General features: G+C 43.5%; 24 protein-coding genes and 1 other annotated feature. Of the genes, 22 read left to right on the top strand and 2 right to left on the bottom strand.

Features of this window, described 5'->3' with window-relative positions; genetic code table 11:
• Window positions 1–9: 9 nt before the first annotated feature.
• The 16 genes from bioB (at window position 10) to JI667_RS02710 (ending at window position 15,377) form a co-directional block, all read left to right on the top strand.
• Window positions 10–1,017, top strand: a complete 1,008-nt coding sequence (bioB, locus tag JI667_RS02785; protein WP_206850197.1) for a biotin synthase BioB — start codon at window positions 10–12, stop codon at window positions 1,015–1,017.
• Window positions 1,018–1,209: 192 nt separating this feature from the next.
• Window positions 1,210–1,395 (top strand): hypothetical protein, encoded by a 186-nt coding sequence (locus JI667_RS02780; protein WP_034757353.1) that lies wholly within the window; start codon window positions 1,210–1,212, stop codon window positions 1,393–1,395.
• 15 nt (window positions 1,396–1,410) lie between these two features.
• Window positions 1,411–1,542: a YrzQ family protein gene (locus JI667_RS02775; protein WP_206850194.1), complete on the top strand. Its 132-nt coding sequence runs from the start codon at window positions 1,411–1,413 to the stop codon at window positions 1,540–1,542.
• 331 nt (window positions 1,543–1,873) lie between these two features.
• Window positions 1,874–2,950, top strand: a complete 1,077-nt coding sequence (locus tag JI667_RS02770) for an AI-2E family transporter (protein ID WP_206850192.1) — start codon at window positions 1,874–1,876, stop codon at window positions 2,948–2,950.
• A gap of 74 nt (window positions 2,951–3,024) precedes the next feature.
• Window positions 3,025–3,242, top strand: a binding site (T-box leader).
• A 67-nt stretch (window positions 3,243–3,309) separates the two neighbouring features.
• Entirely contained in the window at window positions 3,310–5,943 is a 2,634-nt protein-coding gene (gene alaS, locus JI667_RS02765) for an alanine--tRNA ligase (RefSeq protein ID WP_206850190.1), read from the top strand.
• A gap of 83 nt (window positions 5,944–6,026) precedes the next feature.
• A complete protein-coding gene (locus JI667_RS02760) occupies window positions 6,027–6,293 on the top strand; it encodes an IreB family regulatory phosphoprotein (RefSeq protein ID WP_034757362.1) in 267 nt (88 codons plus the stop codon).
• 3 nt (window positions 6,294–6,296) lie between these two features.
• Window positions 6,297–6,713: a Holliday junction resolvase RuvX gene (ruvX, locus tag JI667_RS02755; protein WP_206850187.1), complete on the top strand. Its 417-nt coding sequence runs from the start codon at window positions 6,297–6,299 to the stop codon at window positions 6,711–6,713.
• A 14-nt stretch (window positions 6,714–6,727) separates the two neighbouring features.
• Window positions 6,728–7,018, top strand: coding sequence for a DUF1292 domain-containing protein (locus JI667_RS02750; RefSeq protein WP_098439785.1), 291 nt, complete (start codon window positions 6,728–6,730; stop codon window positions 7,016–7,018).
• A gap of 164 nt (window positions 7,019–7,182) precedes the next feature.
• Window positions 7,183–8,325, top strand: coding sequence for an endolytic transglycosylase MltG (gene mltG / locus JI667_RS02745; RefSeq protein ID WP_206850185.1), 1,143 nt, complete (start codon window positions 7,183–7,185; stop codon window positions 8,323–8,325).
• 195 nt (window positions 8,326–8,520) lie between these two features.
• On the top strand, window positions 8,521–9,165 hold the full coding sequence (locus JI667_RS02740) for an O-methyltransferase (protein ID WP_206850177.1): 645 nt from the start codon (window positions 8,521–8,523) through the stop codon (window positions 9,163–9,165).
• Entirely contained in the window at window positions 9,165–10,094 is a 930-nt protein-coding gene (locus JI667_RS02735; protein ID WP_206850175.1) for a peptidase U32 family protein, read from the top strand. The genes JI667_RS02740 and JI667_RS02735 overlap by 1 nt, the downstream gene beginning before the upstream one ends.
• Before the next feature lie 37 nt (window positions 10,095–10,131).
• A complete protein-coding gene (locus JI667_RS02730; RefSeq protein WP_206850173.1) occupies window positions 10,132–11,409 on the top strand; it encodes a peptidase U32 family protein in 1,278 nt (425 codons plus the stop codon).
• A 5-nt stretch (window positions 11,410–11,414) separates the two neighbouring features.
• Window positions 11,415–12,050: a uridine kinase gene (udk, locus tag JI667_RS02725; RefSeq protein WP_206850170.1), complete on the top strand. Its 636-nt coding sequence runs from the start codon at window positions 11,415–11,417 to the stop codon at window positions 12,048–12,050.
• 171 nt (window positions 12,051–12,221) lie between these two features.
• Window positions 12,222–12,698, top strand: a complete 477-nt coding sequence (gene greA, locus JI667_RS02720; protein WP_206850169.1) for a transcription elongation factor GreA — start codon at window positions 12,222–12,224, stop codon at window positions 12,696–12,698.
• A 101-nt stretch (window positions 12,699–12,799) separates the two neighbouring features.
• Window positions 12,800–14,557, top strand: a complete 1,758-nt coding sequence (locus tag JI667_RS02715; RefSeq protein ID WP_206850167.1) for a peptidoglycan D,D-transpeptidase FtsI family protein — start codon at window positions 12,800–12,802, stop codon at window positions 14,555–14,557.
• Between the two features lie 109 nt (window positions 14,558–14,666).
• The gene (locus JI667_RS02710; RefSeq protein WP_206850165.1) at window positions 14,667–15,377 is read left to right on the top strand and encodes a YrrS family protein; all 711 of its coding nucleotides are present in this window, start codon (window positions 14,667–14,669) and stop codon (window positions 15,375–15,377) included.
• Between the two features lie 227 nt (window positions 15,378–15,604).
• Here JI667_RS02710 and JI667_RS02705 read toward each other — a convergent pair whose 3' ends face one another.
• On the bottom strand, window positions 15,605–15,811 hold the full coding sequence (locus JI667_RS02705; RefSeq protein ID WP_206850163.1) for a DUF2536 family protein: 207 nt from the start codon (window positions 15,809–15,811) through the stop codon (window positions 15,605–15,607).
• 188 nt (window positions 15,812–15,999) lie between these two features.
• Here JI667_RS02705 and JI667_RS02700 point away from each other — a divergent pair, with 188 nt between their 5' ends.
• The 6 genes from JI667_RS02700 to JI667_RS02675 all read left to right on the top strand — a co-directional run bounded on the left by JI667_RS02700 (window position 16,000) and on the right by JI667_RS02675 (window position 20,406).
• Window positions 16,000–16,638, top strand: coding sequence for a class I SAM-dependent DNA methyltransferase (locus tag JI667_RS02700; protein ID WP_206850153.1), 639 nt, complete (start codon window positions 16,000–16,002; stop codon window positions 16,636–16,638).
• A gap of 16 nt (window positions 16,639–16,654) precedes the next feature.
• Window positions 16,655–17,347 carry a 5'-methylthioadenosine/S-adenosylhomocysteine nucleosidase gene (gene mtnN, locus JI667_RS02695; protein WP_206850152.1) on the top strand — a complete coding sequence of 231 codons (693 nt, stop codon included), beginning with the start codon at window positions 16,655–16,657 and terminating at the stop codon, window positions 17,345–17,347.
• Between the two features lie 137 nt (window positions 17,348–17,484).
• Window positions 17,485–18,408 (top strand): PLP-dependent cysteine synthase family protein, encoded by a 924-nt coding sequence (locus JI667_RS02690; RefSeq protein WP_206850142.1) that lies wholly within the window; start codon window positions 17,485–17,487, stop codon window positions 18,406–18,408.
• Between the two features lie 2 nt (window positions 18,409–18,410).
• Window positions 18,411–19,547, top strand: a complete 1,137-nt coding sequence (locus JI667_RS02685; protein ID WP_206850141.1) for a bifunctional cystathionine gamma-lyase/homocysteine desulfhydrase — start codon at window positions 18,411–18,413, stop codon at window positions 19,545–19,547.
• Window positions 19,548–19,649: 102 nt separating this feature from the next.
• On the top strand, window positions 19,650–19,883 hold the full coding sequence (locus tag JI667_RS02680) for a YrhC family protein (RefSeq protein ID WP_206850139.1): 234 nt from the start codon (window positions 19,650–19,652) through the stop codon (window positions 19,881–19,883).
• A gap of 382 nt (window positions 19,884–20,265) precedes the next feature.
• Window positions 20,266–20,406 (top strand): YrzI family small protein, encoded by a 141-nt coding sequence (locus JI667_RS02675; protein ID WP_206850137.1) that lies wholly within the window; start codon window positions 20,266–20,268, stop codon window positions 20,404–20,406.
• A gap of 477 nt (window positions 20,407–20,883) precedes the next feature.
• On the opposite strand, the gene sigK is transcribed toward JI667_RS02675, so the two are convergent.
• Window positions 20,884–21,600 (bottom strand): RNA polymerase sporulation sigma factor SigK, encoded by a 717-nt coding sequence (sigK, locus tag JI667_RS02670; protein ID WP_044339577.1) that lies wholly within the window; start codon window positions 21,598–21,600, stop codon window positions 20,884–20,886.
• Between the last annotated feature and the right edge of the window lie 583 nt (window positions 21,601–22,183).

Here is a 22,183-nt window from a genome sequence, read left to right as displayed (position 1 = left end):
AGGAAAAGTATGAAAACGTGGAAGGAGCTTGCCGGAGAGGTCATTGGGGGAGCGGTTTTAACAAATGAAGAAGCCTTATCGATTTTGGAGAGTCCGGATGATGAACTTTTAGAATTATTGAATGGGGCATACCGGATTCGAAAACATTATTACGGTAATAAGGTCAAATTAAATATGATCATCAACACCAAATCGGGTCTGTGTCCTGAAAATTGCGGGTACTGTTCACAGTCAAGCGTGTCTGATGCACCGATAGAGAAGTACCGCATGGTGGATAAAGACACGATCATGAAGGGAGCCGAAAATGCTCATAAACTGAATGTCGGTACCTATTGCATCGTGGCAAGCGGGCGAGGCCCGAGCAATCGGGAAGTGGACCATGTCGTTTCAGCGGTGAAGGAAATCAAGGAACAATATAACCTGAAGGTGTGTGCGTGCCTCGGTTTATTAAAGGGTGATCAAGCAAAACGGTTGAAGGAAGCCGGGGTGGATCGTTATAACCATAACATCAACACATCCAGCAACCACCATGAAAACATCACCACTTCCCATACATACGAAGACAGGATCAATACAGTAGAACAGGCAAAGGCGCAGGGGATATCACCATGCTCCGGCATCATCGTCGGCATGAAAGAAACGCTCCAGGATGTTGTGGATATGGCAAACAGCTTAAAGGTCCTCGATGCCGATTCAATACCGGTTAATTTCCTTCATGCCATTGATGGTACGCCACTTGAAGGGACCAATGAGCTTGACCCGCGTTACTGCTTAAAAGTACTTTGTTTAATGCGCTTCATCAACCCGACAAAGGAAATCAGGATTTCAGGGGGACGTGAAGTAAACCTCCGCAGCTTGCAGCCGTTGGGTCTTTATCCGGCTAATTCAATCTTTGTGGGGGACTACTTAACGACAGCAGGTCAGGAAGGAACCGCCGATCATCAGATGCTTGAAGATTTAGGATTTGAAATTGATTATGTAAATGAACCAGGCGGACAAACGGTTACATTATCATAAGGAAAAAATTCAATGGGTGCTATGGAAAAGGTTACGTCTTATGTTTTCGGGAAAATGACCTACACTATACAAGAACGGTGATTCACCGTTTGTGCGTCTCTTCTCATTAAACAAGTATAAAACAGGCAAGAATCGGACATGATGGTAGGGAATAATCACCATATCTGGTGTAGCCCTGAGGTGAACGTACCCATGAAGTGTCCAAATTGTCAGAGCAAAGATATCGGAAAGATCGGCATCAACCAATATTATTGTTGGGGATGTTATATTGAACTTTCCTTATCCAAGGGAGTCATTCATACCCACCAAGTGGAGGAAGATGGATCACTCAGCTCCTTAGATGACTTGTTTGATGAGGAAGAGCGCCGATTAAGCTAGGAAGAGGTGTCTTTCTTGAATAAAACATTTGCATCCATTGTCGGTTTCGGAGCAGGAGTTGCGGCTTCCATCTATTCATCAAGATCCAATATGGTGAGCCAGAAGCAAATGAAACGAATCCGTAAACAAGTAAAGAAACTTTTTTAAGCTGAAAGAGGCTGGCCGTTGTGGTCAGCCTCTTTATTTTATTCTTTCATTGAGGTCAGGGGATATAATTAGTTAAAAATGGAAAAAGACACAATTACAATTGATTTTGGCACAAATAATAATAAAATGACGCAATAGAATAAATTCCCGAATGAAGTAAATCCCATCCTCTGCACATTTAGAAAGAAGGGGTCAAGCCCTCTCAGGTTCTATGTAGTCCAAATAAAGGGATTTAACATATCAAAAACATCTTTTCCTTCGATGAAGCACACCATGAATAAAATTACCTCTTATTTTCAAACACTAAAGAAGAAAAGAAGGAGGTACCCTAATGGAGAAGAGACCCTATGCCAAGTGGATATACAGGCTTTCAATGGCCCTTATTCTTGCACTATTCCTTTATGTTCTGTATTTATTGAAGCCTGTGTGGCATCCCGTACTAGAGGTCTTATTCTTTTCCCTGCTCCCTTTCGTCATAGGTGGCTTCATTGCCTACCTGCTTCACCCGGTAGTGGAAAAGCTGCATGAGGCCGGCATTCATAGGGGAATCGCAATCCTTTTCATCTATCTCCTCTTCTTTGGGGGATTGGGCTATGCCATTTACAAAGGGACCCCTGCCATCATTCATCAGCTAAGGGATCTATCGGAGAATGCCCCCGTTTTCACGAAGCAGTATCAGGGCTGGCTTAAGATTGTTCAGAGTGAAACGGCAACTTGGCCGGACGGGATCCAGTCACAGCTCGATAAACGAATCGATGGCCTTGAGGCCTGGGTGACGGGTCTAGTGACTGTTGTCCTCGCCACCGTCATGAAATTCATGAACAGCCTGCTTATTGTTGCCATCATTCCCTTCGTCTCGTTTTACCTTTTGAAAGATATTACTAAAGTAAAGGCATTTTTGTGGCAGCTCACTCCAAAAAAATGGAGGCAGAGTGCAATTTCTTTCTCAAGAGACGTGGATGAGTCACTTGGTGGCTATATCAGGGGGCAGCTTCTGGTTTGCCTGATCATCGGCGGGATTTCAGCTGTCACCTTATGGCTGATCGGAATGAAGTATCCCTTGATTCTCGGCTTGATCATAGGTGTCACAAACGTGATCCCGTACTTCGGCCCAATTATAGGTGCTGTCCCGGCCGCCATCATCGCGAGTACCATTTCCACGAATATGGTGATCTATGTTGTTATTATGGTGGTGGTTCTTCAGTTTTTGGAGGGGAACATCCTATCACCTCTCATCGTCGGGAAAAGCCTGCATATGCATCCCCTCTTCATCATGGGTAGTTTGATCCTTGGAGGTGAGGTTGGGGGTGTGATCGGAATGATTGTAGCAGTGCCCTTTCTGGCCGTCATAAAAGTCGCCATTTTACACGGACGGACCCATTTTCTTCATTCAAAGATCGATGAATAGCTGAAAAGTGGGAAAGGTCATTGACAAATACAATGAATATTTCTATAATCCAACATATACAAGTATTCTAATAAATAAAATCAGTGAAGGACCCGAGTACGTTATAGTCCATCTATCAGAGAGAAATCCCCTTTAGGCTGCAAGGGATTTTTAGGTGAAGGATAACGGAATGCTAATCCTGAGTGCAGGTAAACCCTGCCGTCCAGCCGCGTTAAGGTGTTTTGAGGGATGGATAAACGAACGTTTATTCATAACCAGGGTGGTACCGCGAGAAACAGCTCTCGTCCCTGTTTTAGGGATGAGGGCTTTTTTGTATTCTTTTTTAACCAATCTTACATATATAAAGGAGGAAGTTTCACATGAACAAATTAACAGGCGCAGAAATTCGTCAGAAGTTTTTAGATTTCTTTCAGGAAAAGGGACACGGTGTAGAACCGAGTGCATCATTGGTTCCTCATGAAGACCCGTCCCTATTATGGATCAATAGCGGGGTAGCCACATTAAAGAAATATTTTGATGGTCGTGTGATTCCTCAAAACCCCAGGATCGTGAATGCCCAGAAATCCATCCGTACAAATGACATCGAGAATGTTGGGAAAACAGCCCGTCATCATACGTTCTTCGAGATGCTCGGCAACTTCTCAATCGGAGATTACTTCAAAGTAGAAGCGATTGAATGGGCTTGGGAATTCCTGACGGATGAAAAGTGGGTAGGCTTCGACCCCGAAAACCTTTCTGTCACCATCCATCCGGAAGATCATGAAGCATTTGATATTTGGAACAAAATAGTGGGCGTACCCGATGAGCGCATCATCCGCATCGAAGGGAACTTCTGGGATATCGGGGAAGGTCCGAGTGGCCCGAATACTGAAATCTTCTATGACCGAGGACCTGAATATGGAGACAATCCTGAAGATCCGGAATTATATCCTGGCGGGGAAAATGACCGGTATCTTGAAGTATGGAATCTTGTATTTTCACAATTCAATCATAATCCTGATGGAACCTACACACCACTTCCTAAGAAAAACATCGATACAGGAATGGGACTTGAGCGCATGGCATGTGTGGTTCAGGAAGTGCCGACGAACTTTGATACTGACTTATTTATGCCGATCATGGCGGCAACGGAAGAAATATCAGGTAAATCATATGGTAATGACAGTGAAACCGATGTGGCTTTCAAGGTGATTGCCGATCATATCAGAACGGTTTCCTTCGCGATTGGAGATGGAGCCCTTCCATCAAATGAAGGACGAGGCTATGTATTACGCAGACTGCTTCGCCGTGCGGTCCGTTTTGCCAAGAAAATTGAAATCAACCGCCCATTCATGTACGAATTGGTTCCCGTCGTTTCTGAAATCATGGTGGATTTCTATCCGGAAGTAAAGCAAAAAGCCGAATTTATTCAAAAAGTAGTGAAAAATGAAGAAGATCGTTTCCATGAAACTCTGAATGAAGGTCTATCCATCCTTTCATCCATCATCAAAGCTCAGAAATCTGCAGGAAGCAATGTCATTCCTGGTGAAGATGTTTTCCGACTTTATGACACATACGGCTTCCCGGTTGAGTTGACGGAAGAATATGCAGAAGAAGAAGGTTTAACGGTTGATCATGAAGGCTTTGAAAGAGAAATGGAAGGTCAGCGGGAGAGAGCGCGCTCTGCACGCCAGGATGTAGGAAGCATGCAGGTGCAAGGTGGAATCCTGAGTGACATTACGGTGGAAAGCCGCTTTGTAGGATATGACACATTAGAAAGCACGGCAACGATTCTTGAATTATTGGTGGATAACGAACGCCAGCCGAAAGTCGATAAAGGGCAGGAATGCCAATTCATCCTTGACCAGACTCCTTTCTATGCAGAGAGCGGTGGGCAAATCGGGGATAAAGGTTACATTGAAGCAGATGGGGTAAAAGTGTTGGTGACGAATGTGAAAAAAGCGCCGAATGGACAAAACCTTCATTCAGCCGTCGTTGAAGAGGGCACGCTTACACAAGGCGCGAAGGTTCTTGCAAGAGTGTCTCGAGAGTCAAGAACAAAAGTCGAGAAAAACCATACAGCGACGCATATCCTCCATCAAGCCTTGAAAGATGTCCTTGGAGACCATGTCAACCAGGCGGGCTCTCTTGTAGAACCGGATCGCCTGCGCTTTGACTTCTCTCACTTCGGTTCTGTTTCACCGGAAGAAATGGAACAGATCGAATCGATCGTCAATGAGAAAGTTTGGAAAGCGATGTCTGTCAACACGGCCCTTAAATCGTTATCCGAGGCAAAAGCGATGGGTGCCATGGCTCTATTCGGAGAGAAATACGGTTCAGAAGTACGTGTTGTATCAATTGGAGATTACAGCTTAGAGCTATGCGGAGGCTGCCATGTGTCTAATACGTCTGAGATCGGGCTCTTCAAGATCCTTTCTGAAAGCGGGATCGGTGCAGGTACAAGAAGGATTGAAGCGGTTACGGCAGAGAATGCGTACAAAGTGTTGAATGATCAGGTTTCCCAGCTGAAAGAAGTGGCTGGTAAACTCAAATCAAATCCTAAAGAAGTTGTCAGCCGGGTGGATTCATTGTTAGTTGAGATGAAAGAGCTTCAGCGTGAAAATGAATCATTAGCTGCAAAGTTGTCTAACATAGAAGCAGGAAGCTTAAAGGATCAAGTGAAGGTCATTGATGGTGTGAACGTACTTTCTGCGAAGGTTGCAGCGGGTGACAGCAACGGACTGCGTACGATGATGGATGATCTTAAACAGAAACTTGGATCCGGGGTTATCGTACTGGCAACAACTGGAGAAGATAAAGTGACGATCATTGCAGGAGTTACTAGTGATTTAGTCGAAAAAGGATATCATGCAGGAAAATTGGTCAAAGAAGTCGCTTCGCGTTGCGGTGGAGGCGGTGGTGGCCGTCCGGACATGGCGCAGGCTGGAGGGAAAAACCCAGAAAAAGTGGAAGAAGCCCTTCAATTTGTAGAAGAATGGGTCAAATCCGTTTAACTCCCGATGAAAGTGGTGTACAATGTAGGTAACGATTAACAATTCGGTTGTCAAAAAGACAAGCCTAAAGAGAGGTGCTAAAAATGAGTTCTTTTGACAAAACGATGCGGTTTGATTTTTCAGAGGAGCCGTTCGAACATGATGTGAAGGAAGTGCTCTTACAGGTTCACGATGCTTTGCAGGAAAAAGGGTACAATCCGATCAATCAAATCGTAGGATACTTATTATCTGGAGATCCGGCTTACATTCCCAGACATCAAGATGCCAGAAATATCATCCGCCGTTTGGAACGTGATGAGATCATCGAAGAATTAGTAAAATCGTATTTGAAACAGCACAAAGAGGGATAATAGATGCGTGTAATGGGTTTAGACGTTGGTTCTAAAACAGTCGGTGTCGCCATCAGCGATGAGCTTGGCTGGACAGCTCAAGGAATTGAAACCATAAAAATCAACGAAGATCAAGGTGTGTTCCGTATGGATCGAATAAAGGAACTTGCCGAAGAGTACCAGGTGGATACCGTTGTGGTTGGATTGCCTAAAAACATGAATAACACAATTGGTCCACGTGGGGAAGCGTCTAAAGCTTATGGAGAATTGATTCAACAAGAGTTATCCCTTCCCATTAAATATTGGGATGAAAGACTAAGCACTATGGCTGCTGAGAGAGTCCTTTTAGAAGCCGATGTTAGCAGGAAGAAGCGTAAGAAAGTAATTGATAAAATGGCTGCAATGATGATTCTTCAAGGATACCTTGACAGCCAAAAATAATGAGGTGAATGTTCATGGAACACGGAGAAAAGCAAATTACAGTAGTTGACGAACAAGGAAATGAGCAATTATGCGAGGTCCTTTTCACATTTGAATCAGATAAATTCAATAAATCTTATGTTCTTTATTATCCACTTGGAGCAGATGAGAACGACGAAGAAGAAATTGAAATTCATGCATCTGCATTCATGGCAGGAGACGAAGGCCAGGAAGGCGAATTAAAGCCAATTGAAACAGAAGAAGAGTGGGACATGATCGAAGAAATGTTAAACACTTTCCTTGACGAAGAAGAAGACGCTGAATAAGCAGAAGGTATAGCATGATATGAAGACAGGGACCGCAAAAAGGGACAAAAAATTCACCCTTTTTGCAGGTCCCTGTTTCACTTTGTGCAAAATATTGTATAATAGTGGAGATGATGTCGAATTACGCTTGACGGATAGCCCGCTTTTTTGCTCGAAAGGGGGAAATGAAAGCTTTGGAAGAAAAGAAAAAGATAAAAGAGACACTTATGAAGAAATTGCTTGAAAGACAAGAGGAGGCAAAGGTCATTAGAAAAATAGTAGGTCTTGTCATTCTTTGTCTTGTCATTGTCATAGGGGGCACGGCAATTGGTGGATACCTATATGTGAATTCCGCCTTGAAACCGGTTGACCCGGATAATACAAACCCCGTAAAAGTGGATATACCCATTGGCTCCGGGGTGACGAGTATTGGTAGTATCCTTGAGGATAAAGGAATCGTAAAGAATTCAACGGTCTTTAAATATTATGTGAAATTCAATAATGAAGCAGGATTCCAGGCAGGCTCATATGATTTGACGCCTTCGATGACCTTAAATGAAATTGTCAACAGCTTAAAGACAGGTAAGGTCATGAGGAAAGCTGAGTTTAAGATTACCATTCCAGAGGGGTTGCAATTAGATCAGATCTCAGAGATCATTGCAGAAAAGTCCCCGTATACAAAAGAAGAGATTGAAAAGAAACTAAATGATAAGAAATGGCTCGAGCAATTAAAAGAGGAATATCCGGAATTGATCACAGATGAAATCCTGAACAAAGACATTAAGCGTCCGTTGGAAGGATATCTCTATCCTGCAACGTATCCTTTTTATGAGAAAAAGCCTTCTTTGGACACTATTCTAAAGAAGATGATCGCCCAAACGAATGAAGTATTGGCTCAATATCAGGAAGCCATGGCTGCAAACGATTATACTCCCCATGAGCTACTCACCCTTTCTTCCCTAATCGAGGAAGAAGCGACAGAAAAAGCAGACAGAGGGAAAATTTCAAGTGTGTTCTATAATCGTATAGAAGAAGGGATGCCCCTCCAGACAGACCCAACGGTCCTATATGCACTAGGTAAGCATAAAGATAAGACTGTATACAAAGATCTTGAAGTGAAGTCACCTTATAACACGTATCAAGTGAAGGGATTACCGCCGGGTCCGATTGCAAATGCGGGTGTGTCTTCCATAGAGGCAGCCCTGCAGCCCGAGGATACAGAGTATTATTATTTCCTTGCAGCGTCAAATGGTTCAGTCTATTACTCCGAGACTCTGGACGAGCATAACGAGAAAAAAGCAAAATATATTACTAAAAAACAAGAATAGCTCTTGGAGAAGAGGAAAGAAAGATTCGCTTTCCTCTTCTCTATGTGGTAAAATAGTACAAGTTATTTTTATATACGGGCGTTTTCTTGATAGTCGTGTGAAGTAGAAAGCTCATTGCAGCTTTCTTCTTTTCATGTTGTCTAAGAAAGAAGCGTTACCCGGACCTATTTATGATCATGATCGTGAGGCTTATATATGAATGAACAAGTGATCGGCTATATAGAATCAATAGTGAAAGAACGGCCAAGCCTGGTTTCAGAGATGGAACGATATGCAGTAGTTCATAGCGTTCCCATCATGGAACTGGTTGGAATTGAAGCCCTCATCGGGATGTTACGGATCCAGCAGCCAAAACGGATCCTGGAAATCGGAACAGCCATAGGATATTCCGCTCTCCGTATGGCTGGAGCGCTCCCTGAGGCTAAAGTCATCACCATTGAGCGAGATGAAGAAAGGTTTGAAGCAGCACAAGGCTTCCTCTCCCGTTCGGAAGATGGAAATCGCGTGGTCGCAATTTTAGGTGATGCATTGGAACTGTCTCGTGAGGTGGAAAAGCATGGACCGTATGATGCGATATTTATAGATGCTGCAAAAGGTCAGTATCTTAAATTCTTTGAGCTATACTCCACTATGCTCTCTGATAATGGGGTCGTTTATTCGGATAATGTTTTATTCAAAGGTCTTGTTGCTGAGGGACAGGTGGAGCAGAAACGAATTCGGAACATGGTAAAGAAGCTGCAGAATTATAACGCCTGGCTGATGAATCATGCACAATTCGATACATCGATTTTACCCGTCGGTGACGGGATCGCCATCAGTAAAAAAAGAGGTGAACTCTGATGAAAAAACCCGAATTACTGGTGACCCCTGTCTCAGTATCCGATATTGAACCAATGGCAGCAGCGGGGGCAGACGCCTTTATGATCGGTGAGCAGAGATACGGATTAAGGCTTGCGGGAGAGTTCTCAAGGGAGGACATTCGTGAAGTCATTACATTGGCACATAAGCACAACAAAAAAGTGTACGTGGCCATGAATGCCCTATTTCATAATGATAAAATTCCAGAGCTTGATGAATATATTGCATTTCTTGATGAAGCCGGGGCAGATGCCATCGTATTCGGTGATCCAGCTGTATTGATGGCCGCACGTGAAGCAGCTCCTGAGATGAAGCTCCACTGGAATACGGAAACAACTGCGACGAATTGGTATACGTGCAATTACTGGGGCCGTAAAGGCGCAAAGCGTGCTGTATTGGCCCGTGAATTGAGCATGGATACAATTGTGGAGATGAAAGAAAATGCTGAGGTCGAAATCCAGGTCCAGGTTCACGGGATGACCTGTATGTTCCAATCCAAACGGTCACTGCTTGGAAATTACTTTGAGTATAGGGGAAAAGTGATGGAAGTCGAAAATCGTAAAGAACAGCGCAATATGTTTTTACACGATGAGGAGCGTCACAATAAATACCCAATCTTTGAAGACGATAACGGAACGCATATCATGAGTCCGAATGATATGTGCATCATCGATGAACTTGGAGAAATGATGGAGGCAGGTGTGGACTCCTTCAAAATTGATGGAGTGATGAAATCATCTCAATATATCCTTGAAGTGACGAAGCTGTATCGAATGGCCATTGATTTATGTGCGGATGACGAAAATCAATATGATGAAGTAAAAGACGACATCTTAGAGAGAGCGAAGAGCCTGCAGCCGGACAATCGTCCTTTGGATACAGGATTCTTCTTTAAAGAAACGGTGTATTAAGATCATGTTGGAGATGGATCGGAACGGAGGAGTAAGGATGACAACGGTTGTGAAGAGGCCGATATCGAAGCTTGTGGACGGAAAGCGCGTCATAGTGAAGAAACCTGAATTACTGGCTCCTGCCGGTAATCTGGAAAAATTGAAGATTGCTGTCCATTATGGGGCAGATGCTGTCTATATCGGCGGGCAGGAATATGGCCTGCGTTCAAATGCAGGCAATTTCACCCTTGATGATATGAAAGAGGGTGTGGAGTTTGCCAGGAAATACGGCGCCAAGATCTATGTCACCACTAATATATATGCTCATAATGAAAACATGGATGGACTTGAGGAATATCTGAAGGGACTCGGGGAAGCGGGAGTGGCTGGGATCATTGTGGCCGACCCCCTCATTATTGAGACTTGCAGAAAGGTCTCTCCGAATGTTGAGGTTCACTTGAGCACACAACAATCCCTTTCCAATTGGAAAGCTGTTCAATTTTGGAAAGAAGAAGGACTTGATCGCGTCGTATTGGCACGTGAAGCAAGCGGTGACGAAATCCGTGAAATGAAGGAAAAGGTAGATATTGAGATTGAGACCTTCATTCATGGGGCTATGTGCATCGCTTATTCCGGCCGCTGTACATTAAGTAACCATATGACAGCAAGGGATTCCAATCGCGGCGGCTGCTGTCAGTCATGCCGCTGGGACTATGATCTTTATGAGGGGAATGGAGAAGAGGAGAAACCTCTCTTTGAGAAAGGCGATGCTCCTTTTGCCATGAGTCCAAAGGATTTGAAACTTGTTCAATCGATTCCAAGAATGATTGAAATGGGAATTGACAGCTTGAAAATCGAAGGGCGAATGAAGTCCATTCACTATGTCGCTACAGTTGTGAGTGTGTACCGTAAAGTGATCGATGAATACTGCAAAGATCCAGACAACTTCGTGATCCAACAGGAGTGGCTGGAAGAGCTTGAGAAATGCGCAAATCGTGACACTGCCACGGCGTTTTTTGAAGGAGTACCCGGCTTCAAGGAGCAGATGTTCGGAGTCCATAATAAGAAAAATACCAACTTCGAATTTGTAGGTCTGGTACTGGACTACGATGAAGAAACTCAAATCGTCACCTTACAGCAACGGAACCATTTTAAGGCCGGACAGGAAGTAGAGTTTTTCGGTCCTGAAATCTCCAATTTTACGCAGGTAATCGAAAAGATGTGGGATGAGCGTGGGAATGAGCTTGATGTTGCCCGTCACCCGTTACAAATTGTGAAATTCAAAGTTCATCAGCGAGTATATCCTGATAACATGATGCGAAAGGAGAACACCTAATACTTATGAAGCATAAACCCGTTGTGATCGGTGTAGCAGGAGGATCCGGCTCTGGGAAGACGAGTGTCACCAAAGCCATATATGAGCAGTTTCAGGGTCATTCGATTTTAATGCTGCAGCAGGATTATTATTATAAAGATCAATCGAATCTACCTTTTGAGGAACGTCTGAAAACGAATTATGATCATCCATTAGCCTTTGATAATGATCTGTTGATTCAGCATCTGCACGGTCTTTTAGATCATCAGCCGGTCAATAAGCCGGTGTATGATTATAAAATGCACACCCGTTCCGAGGACACGATTCTAGTTGAACCGAAAGATGTTATTATTTTAGAAGGAATTTTAGTATTAGAAGATGAAAGATTGCGTAACTTAATGGATATTAAGTTATATGTAGATACAGATGCAGATCTCAGGATCATCAGAAGAATGCTCCGCGACATTAAAGAGCGCGGCCGCTCCATTGATTCCGTGATCGATCAATACATCACAGTCGTCCGCCCGATGCATAATCAATTCATTGAACCGACGAAACGATATGCCGATGTCATCATCCCTGAAGGCGGTCATAATCATGTGGCAATCGATTTAATGGTAACAAAAATTCAAACAATTCTTGAACAAAAGTCATTTTTGTAATACGATAGCATAGATAAAGACATATAGGCGAGATTACATTTTCCCACATTGTAAAGAAGCAGGGAATGGAGTGAGAAGCGATTCTTCCTCCATTCCCTCCCTTTACATACGTAGCACATTTACATAGAGAGCATGGGGAAGCTCTTAGATAGAAAAGGAGTGAAGAGGGTCATGAGTACAGACAAAGTATTTCCTATGACAGCAGAAGGTAAAGAGAAATTAGAAAAAGAACTGGAGAATCTGAAAACGGTTAAACGTAAAGAAGTCGTTGAGCGCATTAAGATTGCCCGCAGCTTCGGGGATTTATCCGAGAACTCTGAGTACGACGCAGCAAAAGATGAACAAGCATTCGTCGAAGGTCGTATTTCCACATTAGAAAACATGATTCGCAATGCGAAAATCATTCAAGAAGATGATATGAATTCAGATACAGTTCAATTGGGTAAAAAAGTGACATTCGTGGAACTGCCTGACGGAGATAAAGAAACCTATACAATCGTCGGTAGTGCAGAAGCGGATCCATTTGAAGGAAAGATTTCCAATGATTCACCAATCGCTAAAAGCCTTCTTGGTCATAAAGTAGGAGCAGAAGTGAATGTTCAGACTCCAGGCGGGGAAATGAGCGTTAAGATTGTAGAAGTAAGCTGATTTTGTTAGAAGGGACTCACAATGTGAGTCTCTCCTTTTTTTATGGAGGCAAAAAGATTATTTCATAGGATTCTCGTCAACAATGGGGACGAGGTGACAAAATGAAACGGAAGCGGATCAGAATTCTCAGTATCGTATTATTACTTGCTCTCCTTGCCCTATCAGGTAGATTGATGCAATTGCAATTATTCCTGACTGAATCATATTCCAGTCATAAAATCAATCTGCTTGAGGAGAGTGTCGCTCAACGGACGCAAGCATTGGTGATCGATGAAGGAAGGGGAGAATTCCTTGATCGGAATGGAGAACCACTGACCTTTACAGAAAAAAATGTCCTTGTTCTTTTCCCTTTTCTTAAACAAATGGAATGGCCGGTGGAAAAGGTGGCAGCCGTTCTCCACGTACCTCCGGGAACCATTCAAACAAAGGTGGAGCAAGCAAAAGGACCGATGATTTTTGGTGGGAAAGAGCCTTTTAGCCTTTCGGAAGAGCAGATGAAGGAAATTAATACTCTTAAAATCCAGGGAGTGTTCGCTCTTACGAAAAAGTTTAAGAGCGACGTTGTGCCTGCTTCACAGATGATCGGTGTCACAGGAGAAAACACGGATGAATTCCATAAGCGATACCCGGACAAAGTGAAGGGAGCCACCCAGAAGATCGGCGTCTCAGGACTTCAAAGAAGCTTTGATGAGTGGCTGGTTGCAGAAGAAGAGGCAAAACTGATCTATCATGTAGATGCCAGGGGTGGACCGTTATTTGGTGTGGATGTTAAGTACCTGGCCCCAGCCAACCCTTTTTATCCTTTGAACGTGAAAACGACCATCGATGAGAAGATGCAGCTTGCCCTGGAGGAAGTGGCAGATACGTATCATATTCAACAGGGAGGGATGCTCCTTTTGGATATTGAAAAAAGTGAAATACTCGCCAGTGTCTCAAGACCTGCCATGAAGAACCGGGATCCCTTCAGTGGGGGAGCGACAAATTACATGTTGAAAGCACTGATCCCGGGTTCCGTGTTTAAGACCGTAGTGGCGGCTGCTGCCCTGGATGAGGGGATCGTGGATGAACGGAGGCTTTTTCCTTGTGATGAAGACATCCGTGGAGGCCCCGCTGAAAAACCGCACGGAAACATCAATATTAAAACCAGCATCGCAGTCAGCTGTAACAGGACGTTTGCGGACCTGGCAAAAGAGCTTACTGAGAAAGATGATCATATCCTGGATGAATATGCTGTGAAGATGGGGTTGATCGGTGATGTCGCATGGAAAGGGAACGTCTTTCATTACGAAAGCTTTCCTCAGCTTCAGGTGAGTGAAGGCAGGATTTTCTCGTCAGATGGGGACCGGGGTGAATCTAAACTGGTCTCTCAGACAGGTATTGGACAACAGGAGGTCCGCGTTACCCCGCTTGGTATTGCCAATATGATGGCCACCATTGCCAGGGGTGGAGAGAAGTTTCAGGTGAGCGCCGTATCGGAAGTACAGTATCAAAATGGGACCACGATGTTTTCCTTCCCTAAGCAGAAGATCGAAGGAGAAACGATCACCCCGTTTACTGCTATGAAGCTCCAGCAATATTTAAGGGGTGTGGTCAATTCTCCAGAAGGAACGGCGCCTTACCTGCAAACCGCCGCCTATACGATCGCCGGAAAAACCGGGACCGCCCAGACCGGAAAATACAGGGGAGAAGAGGTGAAGGCGAACGAATTATACAATAAATGGTTTGCCGGTTACTTTCCTTTCGAAAACCCAAAATACGCCCTTGTTGCCGTCAACATGGATGTGACCATAGGCGAAGGGGGAATCTACCCCATCTTCAAAGACAGCGTCGATGCCGTCTATCGTCTTGATCATCAGTAAAAAGGTATTTCTGTGACCTTTTTCCTTTGTCGCACGGCTGGATAATGTTTCGCTTTATTCTTTTCCACTTATCATGTTAAAATGTGTAGGATAATAGGGAGGGAACAAAATGGCGAAATACCAATCTCGATTAGACAAACGATCCAAAAAGAATACAAATAAAATATTAAACATAATGATAGCCGTCGTACTTCTATTAATTGTCGTTGTCGGAGGCACCATCGTATTTGGCGGAGGTGGCGACGAAAAAGCCACGACCGACGCTCCGAAGAATTCAGAGACCAAGGATGCCAAGAGCGCTACAAGCTCGAAAGAAAAACAAGACAGCGATAAATCCGTTTCTATGGAAGAAAATAGCGATGCTGAAGATAAAGCAAACGAAGAACAAAAAGACGATGATAAAAAGAAAGAGGATGAACAAAAGCAGGACGGATCATCTGATGAGAATAAAGAGAGTGTAGCTCTGGACGACAGTAAGATGAAAGTCGAGAAAGGCGATGGACCCAATGTGGAGAAAACCATGGTGCATCCTGACTGGAAGCCCGTAGGCACAAAGCAGTCCGGTGAACACGCCTCTTCTTATGAACCAGGCAGTGCCGACTGGCAGGAAAAAATTAAGGCCGTTTCTTATGCAACGGGGATTCCTGAATCCAACATGACCGTTTGGTATATTGAAGGGAATGGTGGCCCTCAGAAATCCATGGCTACCGTGACGACTAAAGATACAAAGACGCCTTATAGAGTGTACTTGCAATGGGTCGATGGCAAAGGATGGCAGCCGACGAAAGTGCAGGAACTTAAGGAAAATGATAAAGACTGATGATTAGGGGGTCCTGAGGGGCTCTCTTTTATTATATGGTTGAGTTAAGTGAGGGCCGGGGGTGGGAATTAAATTGTAAAGCGGCCGGATTAATGACATTTTGGCTTAATCCATCCAAGCCCCGAATATTGCTTCTAATTAATGCTATTCTATAATATTTCACAACAAATAACTATGATGCATCATTTTAAAGGCCCTTCAAACGTAAAAGGGCCTTTTCCCATAAATCACTTCTTCACTTTGAAATGCACCATCGCGCTGTATAATCTTCTACCGTTCTCATCGATGGAAACCGCGTGATCCACATGATGGACTGAGAGCATGATGGCTTTATTATGTTGAATCTGTTCATCTACCTTTTTCTCCAACGTCCGTAAATTGTCCGCTTCAAAGAACTCCACTTTATCTTCTATTAAATCAAATGAAATATTCATGGAATACCTCCTTCTTTATGCATGGTTTATATAAGGTCGACCCCTTTATTTTAGAGGGCTTTCCCCTGTTTGACAAATAAAATTTCTTGAATAAGTCAGGAGAATATGATAATTTAATAACAGTTTTAAATTTAATTCATAGTATGTTTATAGGAATTGTAAACTTAATAACGCAGAGGTGCTTAACCATGGGTAGAGAATTTTTGGATCTGTTTCAGGATTGGGCAGATTCCTATGATGATACAGTGACTGGGAAAGACGTGGAATATCAAGCAGTGTTTGAACATTATGACAGCATTCTTGATGAGGTCGTTTCAAGATCCAAAGGGAGAGTCGTTGAATTTGGTCCCGGTACGGGAAATCTTACGAAGAGATTCCTCGATTCAGGATTTGAGGTCATCCCCTTTGAACCTTCTCCTGAAATGAGAGCGGTAGGTATGCAGAAACTTGGTAATGATGTCACCTTCAGAGATGGCGATTTCCTTGACTTTTCTATAGAAGGTCATGCCGATTCCATTGTAAGCTCATATGCCTTTCATCATTTAACCGATGAAGAAAAGGGAAAAGCTTTCAGCATCTATGGAAAGCTTCTAGTACAAGGTGGTAAAATAGTATTTGCTGATACAATGTTTGAGACAGATCAGCACTATCAAGCCGCCATATCCCAAGCAATAAAGAAAGAGTATTTCAATCTGGCTGAAGATTTAAAACGGGAATACTATACAACCTTGAATGTTTTAAGGGAGTTATTGGACGAAAATGGGTTTTCAGTCACGTTTGAACAAGTGAATACGTTTGTGTGGATCATGGAGGCGACTAAAAAGTAGAAAGAGGTTTTAACGAATGAAAATCGCCATCATCGGAGCAATGGAAGAAGAAGTAGCCTTATTAAGAGAGAACATTTCAAACCCTGTAACAGAAACGATCGCAGGGTGTGAATATACAAGCGGTACTATGAAAGACAAAGAAGTGATTTTACTTCGTTCCGGAATCGGAAAAGTGAATGCAGCGATGTCGACAGCTGTTCTATTGCAGCACTTCAAACCGGATTGCATCATCAACACTGGGTCAGCAGGAGGATTCGATCCTTCTCTAAATGTAGGTGATGTCGTCATTTCAACTGAAGTAAGACATCATGATGTAGATGTAACAGCTTTTGGGTATGACTATGGTCAGGTTCCTCAGCTTCCGGCAGCCTTTACGGCAGATGAGAAGTTGAAGCAAACGGCCATCGACAGCGTGAGGGAGTTAGGGGACGTACAGGTTGTTTCTGGATTGATTGCGACAGGAGACTCATTTATGAATGACCCTGAGCGAGTGGAAGCGATACGTGATAAATTCACCGGCCTGCAGGCAGTGGAAATGGAAGCAGCAGCCATTGCACAAGTGGCGCATCAATTTGGGGTTCCATTTGTCATCATTCGATCTCTATCGGATATTGCCGGCAAGGAATCGGATGTTTCCTTTGACCAATATTTAGAAAAGGCAGCACTTCACTCTGCGAAAATGGTCATGAGCATTGTAAAGTCTGCTTAATACACGGGACATACAGCTGACCCAGGCACCTTTTCCCTCATCGATGGAGATCGGACGTGTTTAAGAGCCGTTTATTCAACCTTTATGAGAACGAATTGGTACATGGGTCTGTTTTTGTTTAAAGGGGGATTAAATTCATGGACGTTTATAAGAGTGTACACGATCTGATAGGGAATACACCGATCGTTGAACTGACACATTTCCCGCTAAAGAACGGTGTCCGCCTTTTTGCCAAGCTGGAGTTCTTTAACCCCGGGGGCAGCGTAAAGGATCGATTGGGGCTGGAGTTATTAAAGACGGCCGTTGAGAACGGTAACATTAGGCCCGGGGGGACCTTCATTGAACCAACGGCAGGAAATACAGGAATTGGTTTGGCATTGGCGGCAGTGAACTCAGGCTACAACGTCATATTCTGCATTCCGGAAAAATTCAGTATGGAAAAACAGGAGCTTATGAAGGCACTGGGTGCGACGATTGTTCATACCCCTACTGAAGAAGGAATGAAGGGAGCCATCGCGAAAGCCGCCGAATTGGTGAAGGAAATCCCTAACTCGTATTCCCCGCAACAATTCGGGAATAAAGCCAATCCGAATACGTATTACAAAACGTTGGGACCGGAGCTATGGCAACAGATGGATGGGAACATTCATACCTTTGTCGCCGGTGCAGGGACAGGCGGAACCTTTATGGGGACTGCCCGCTACCTTAAAGAAATGAATGAGACGGTTAAGACCGTGATCGTTGAACCTGAAGGATCCATCCTGAATGGGGGAGAATCAGGACCCCATAAAACTGAAGGGATCGGGATGGAATTTCTTCCTGACTATATGGATGCAAGCTACTTTAACTGTATCCACACAGTCACGGATGATGATGCCTTTAGAAGGGTAAAGGAACTGGCATCATTGGAAGGTTTGCTTGTTGGCAGTTCTTCCGGTGCTGCCCTCCATGCAGCGCTGTTGGAGGCAGAAGAGGCAGAACCGGGAAGTCATATCATCACGATTTTTCCGGATTCAAGTGAGAGATATTTAAGTAAGAGAATATATCAAGGAGGAATCTAATCATGAAAAAGAAAACACAATTAATTCACGGTGGTATTCCGACAGATCCTCAAACAGGTGCTGTATCCACTCCCATTTATCAGGTGAGTACGTATAAGCAGGATAAAGTAGGAAAGCATAAAGGCTTTGAATATTCCCGTTCTGGAAATCCGACCCGCCACGCTTTGGAAGAGCTTATTAAAGATCTCGAAGGCGGAGAAAAAGGATTTGCATTCGGGTCGGGAATGGCGGCCATCACGGCAGTCATGATGATGTTCAATAGCGGAGATCATATTGTGATGACAGACGATGTATATGGTGGCACGTACCGTGTCATGACCAAAGTGTTAAACCGCATTGGAATTGAATCCACATTTGTTGATTCAAGTGATATCAACAATATCGAAAAAGCGATCCAATCGAATACTAAGGCTGTATACATTGAAACACCTACCAATCCACTACTGAAAATCACGGATATAGAGGCAGCAGCTTCATTAGCCAAGAAACACAATCTGTTGACCATCGTAGATAATACGTTCAGTACACCGTATTGGCAAAACCCAATCAGCCTGGGGGCAGACATTGTGCTTCACAGTGCTACTAAATATATCGGTGGACACAGTGACGTTGTGGCAGGTCTCGTTGTGGTGAATTCACAAGAGCTTGCGGATGAATTATTCTTTGTACAGAATTCCACAGGAGGGGTTCTCGGGCCCCAGGATTCGTGGTTATTGATTCGTGGTATTAAAACATTGGGACTTCGAATGGAAGAACATGAAGAAAATACAAAGAAGATCGTTGAGTTCCTTTCTTCTCATCCGAAAGTATCAAAGGTATACTACCCAGGTTTAGAAACCCATCCGAATCATGCCATTGCTAAAAAGCAGGCATCAGGATTTGGCGGTATGGTTTCCTTTGATGTAGGCAGCGAAGAAAATGCCGACAGACTTTTAACCAATACAAAATTCTTCACATTGGCTGAAAGTCTTGGTGCCGTAGAAAGTCTTATCTCCGTTCCTGCACGCATGACCCATGCTTCCATTCCGGCAGAACGTCGTAATGAACTTGGCATCACAGATGGACTTGTTCGTATCTCTGTCGGTCTTGAAGATGTGGAAGACTTGATTGAAGATATCGACAACGCCCTTTCCAAGTAAAGAAACCTGTGGGAGAACTGGTATCAATTACATGGCAGACTTCATGCATTCATATGTTACCATAGAATGAGAGTTTACTAGTTCTAAAGTAGGTGAAAGCAAATGGATAACAAAAAGACCATTCAACATAAGATCATTGACTTCAAACGATTTGGTTTTACGTTACTTGCACTTAGTGTCTTTATGTATTTAGGCGTCATCATTCCAACAGTAACGGTCACACCAGGTAAAATGGTTCCACTAATGACAGGGACGGTTGTTTTACTCGGGCTGTCATTATTGTTTTTCACAAAAGTCATCAAATATAAAAAAGATCTGCAGTCAGCGGATGAATAGATAAGAAAAGCGGATTCTCCATGAGGGTCCGCTTTTCTTCTTTGATATCGGATGTTATCAAATGTGGAAATTTGTAGAAAAAATAGTGAAGAAAAGAGTTTACATTACATCAATAATTGGATATACTAACCAGTGTAAGAAAAAATCACAAGAGGGAGGTCGAAGAAAATGTTCGTGCTTATTGGAAAAAAAGACACAACTTCATATTGTTTTCATCATTCGACCGCTTGTGGGATGTCTTTATCTTAATTTGAATTCCATTAAATGATAGCCACAGGGAGAATGTAGATCCCTGTGGCTTTTTTGTGCCACAAGGATCGGTCTCTTTGTGGCTTTTTACTATGCCCTGCATACAGCAGGCACTTTGAAAGGGGTGATACGTATGACACTGAATCTTTTATTTATTACTGTAACCTTCAATAAGAAGCAAGAATCGTTTGAAGAAGCTTCTCACAATGAAACAGTTTCTAAAAGCTATGAAGAAACAAAAACAAAGCAGCACTACATGTCGCAATTGTTCTAAGACACAAGATCAACTACTGGAGAGGAGAATGAATGATGATTTATGTACAGGAGAAAATGCTGAATGCGCTATGGGTAGAGAAGGATACTGCCTAACGATTCTGGAGGTGGTGGAAAGATGTTTTTGAATATTGCACTTTGGTCGGCTATCTTCCATAAAAGGAAGAAGCGGGTAACGAAAAAATGAGGAAAAGGATACCCTTACTCGGAGGGTATCCTCTTTTTTGTATAAGGAAGGATCAGTCACACCTCTGTCAATCTTTAGTAATAAGTTGTTCACGAATGGGAAGGGAATTTGCGCGTTTTCGTGATATATTAATAGTAAGAAGTGCAGTTTAATGAGGGAGAGGGATGACGATGTTCTCAATGATAATGGGTCTTATCCTGACATCTGTGATTGGTTTGATCATTTCCGCTGAAGTAAGCGTAGAGTAGTGAATATGAAAAAGAAAAGCGGCCAATGGACCGCTTTTCTTTATTAGGATTTATTTCGCTTTTCTTTTTCCTCGCGATAAAATTCATGAAACATCTTCATGAGGGCCCGTTTCTCGATCCGTGAAACATAGCTTCTTGAAATACCCAACTCCTTTGCTATTTCCCTTTGGGTTTTCTCTTCTTTTAAATCCAGTCCGAACCGCCCTACGATCACTTCCTTTTCCCTCTCGTCCAGTACACAAATGTACTTTCTGACCTTTTCGAGCTCCATGCTTAGTTGGATAGTATCAATAACATCATCGCTTTCCGATTTTAAAATATCGATCAAGCTGATCTCATTGCCTTCTTTATCCTGTCCGATGGGATCATGGAGGGAAACATCTTTCTTGGTCTTCTTAAGTGCGCGCAGGTGCATTAGGATTTCATTCTCGATACATCGTGCCGCATAGGTAGCAAGCTTCGTTCCTTTACCTTCTGAATAACTTTCAATCGCTTTGATCAACCCGATGGTCCCGATGGAGATCAAATCTTCTGGATCTTCGCCTGTGTTTTCGAATTTCTTGACGATGTGGGCAACTAACCTGAGATTATGTTCGATGAGCATATTTCGGGCATGTTCATCGCCTTCTGCCATCAACCTTAAATATTTCCGTTCATCAGCAGCAGATAATGGTTGGGGAAAGGCATTATTCTTAACGTAAGAAACGAGAAAAATTAACTCCTTAAAGAAATAACCGAGTGCTGTAAGGACTCCAGACATATTTCCACCTCCATAAGGACTTAAGACTATATTCATTCATATGATAAGGAGAGGATGTCCTTGCATGTCCAGGCAAAGTAATCGGGAAATGAGCATATTTTCCAACGCTAATTCCGTAATGAAAGTGAGAATGGCCTATACGCTCTTTCACTATATACATATACTGATAGTAAAAGTGAGTGAGGAGGTATGGTCATGCCTTACGGATATCCTTGTTACGGCCCAGTCTATCCAGGTTGCTACGGCTACGGCGGAGGAGGATTCTACTTCGCCCTCGTCGTCGTATTACTCATCCTGCTTTTCCTATTCGGTGGCTGGTGGTACTACACCAATTGCTAAACGAAAAGCGGAGGCGGCTCGTTCTGGCCCGACAAGCATAAGATGAATCGACCGGAAAGGCGTTCTTTGCCTTTTTGGTCGATTTAGCTTATGACCTCGAGGGCCAAGCCGCCGGAGCTGGACAAGAGAAAAGCGGAGGGGCTTTGCCCAGAGGCGACAAGCATAAGACGAACCTGACAAAAAGGGGCCCTTTGCCTTTATGTCAGGTTTGACTTATGACCTCGAGCCTCTAAGCCCCGGAGCT

Source organism: Bacillus sp. NTK074B, assembly GCF_017303375.1.
Taxonomy (GTDB): domain Bacteria; phylum Bacillota; class Bacilli; order Bacillales; family Bacillaceae_B; genus Rossellomorea.
This window is presented reverse-complemented; position numbering and strand designations above follow the sequence as displayed.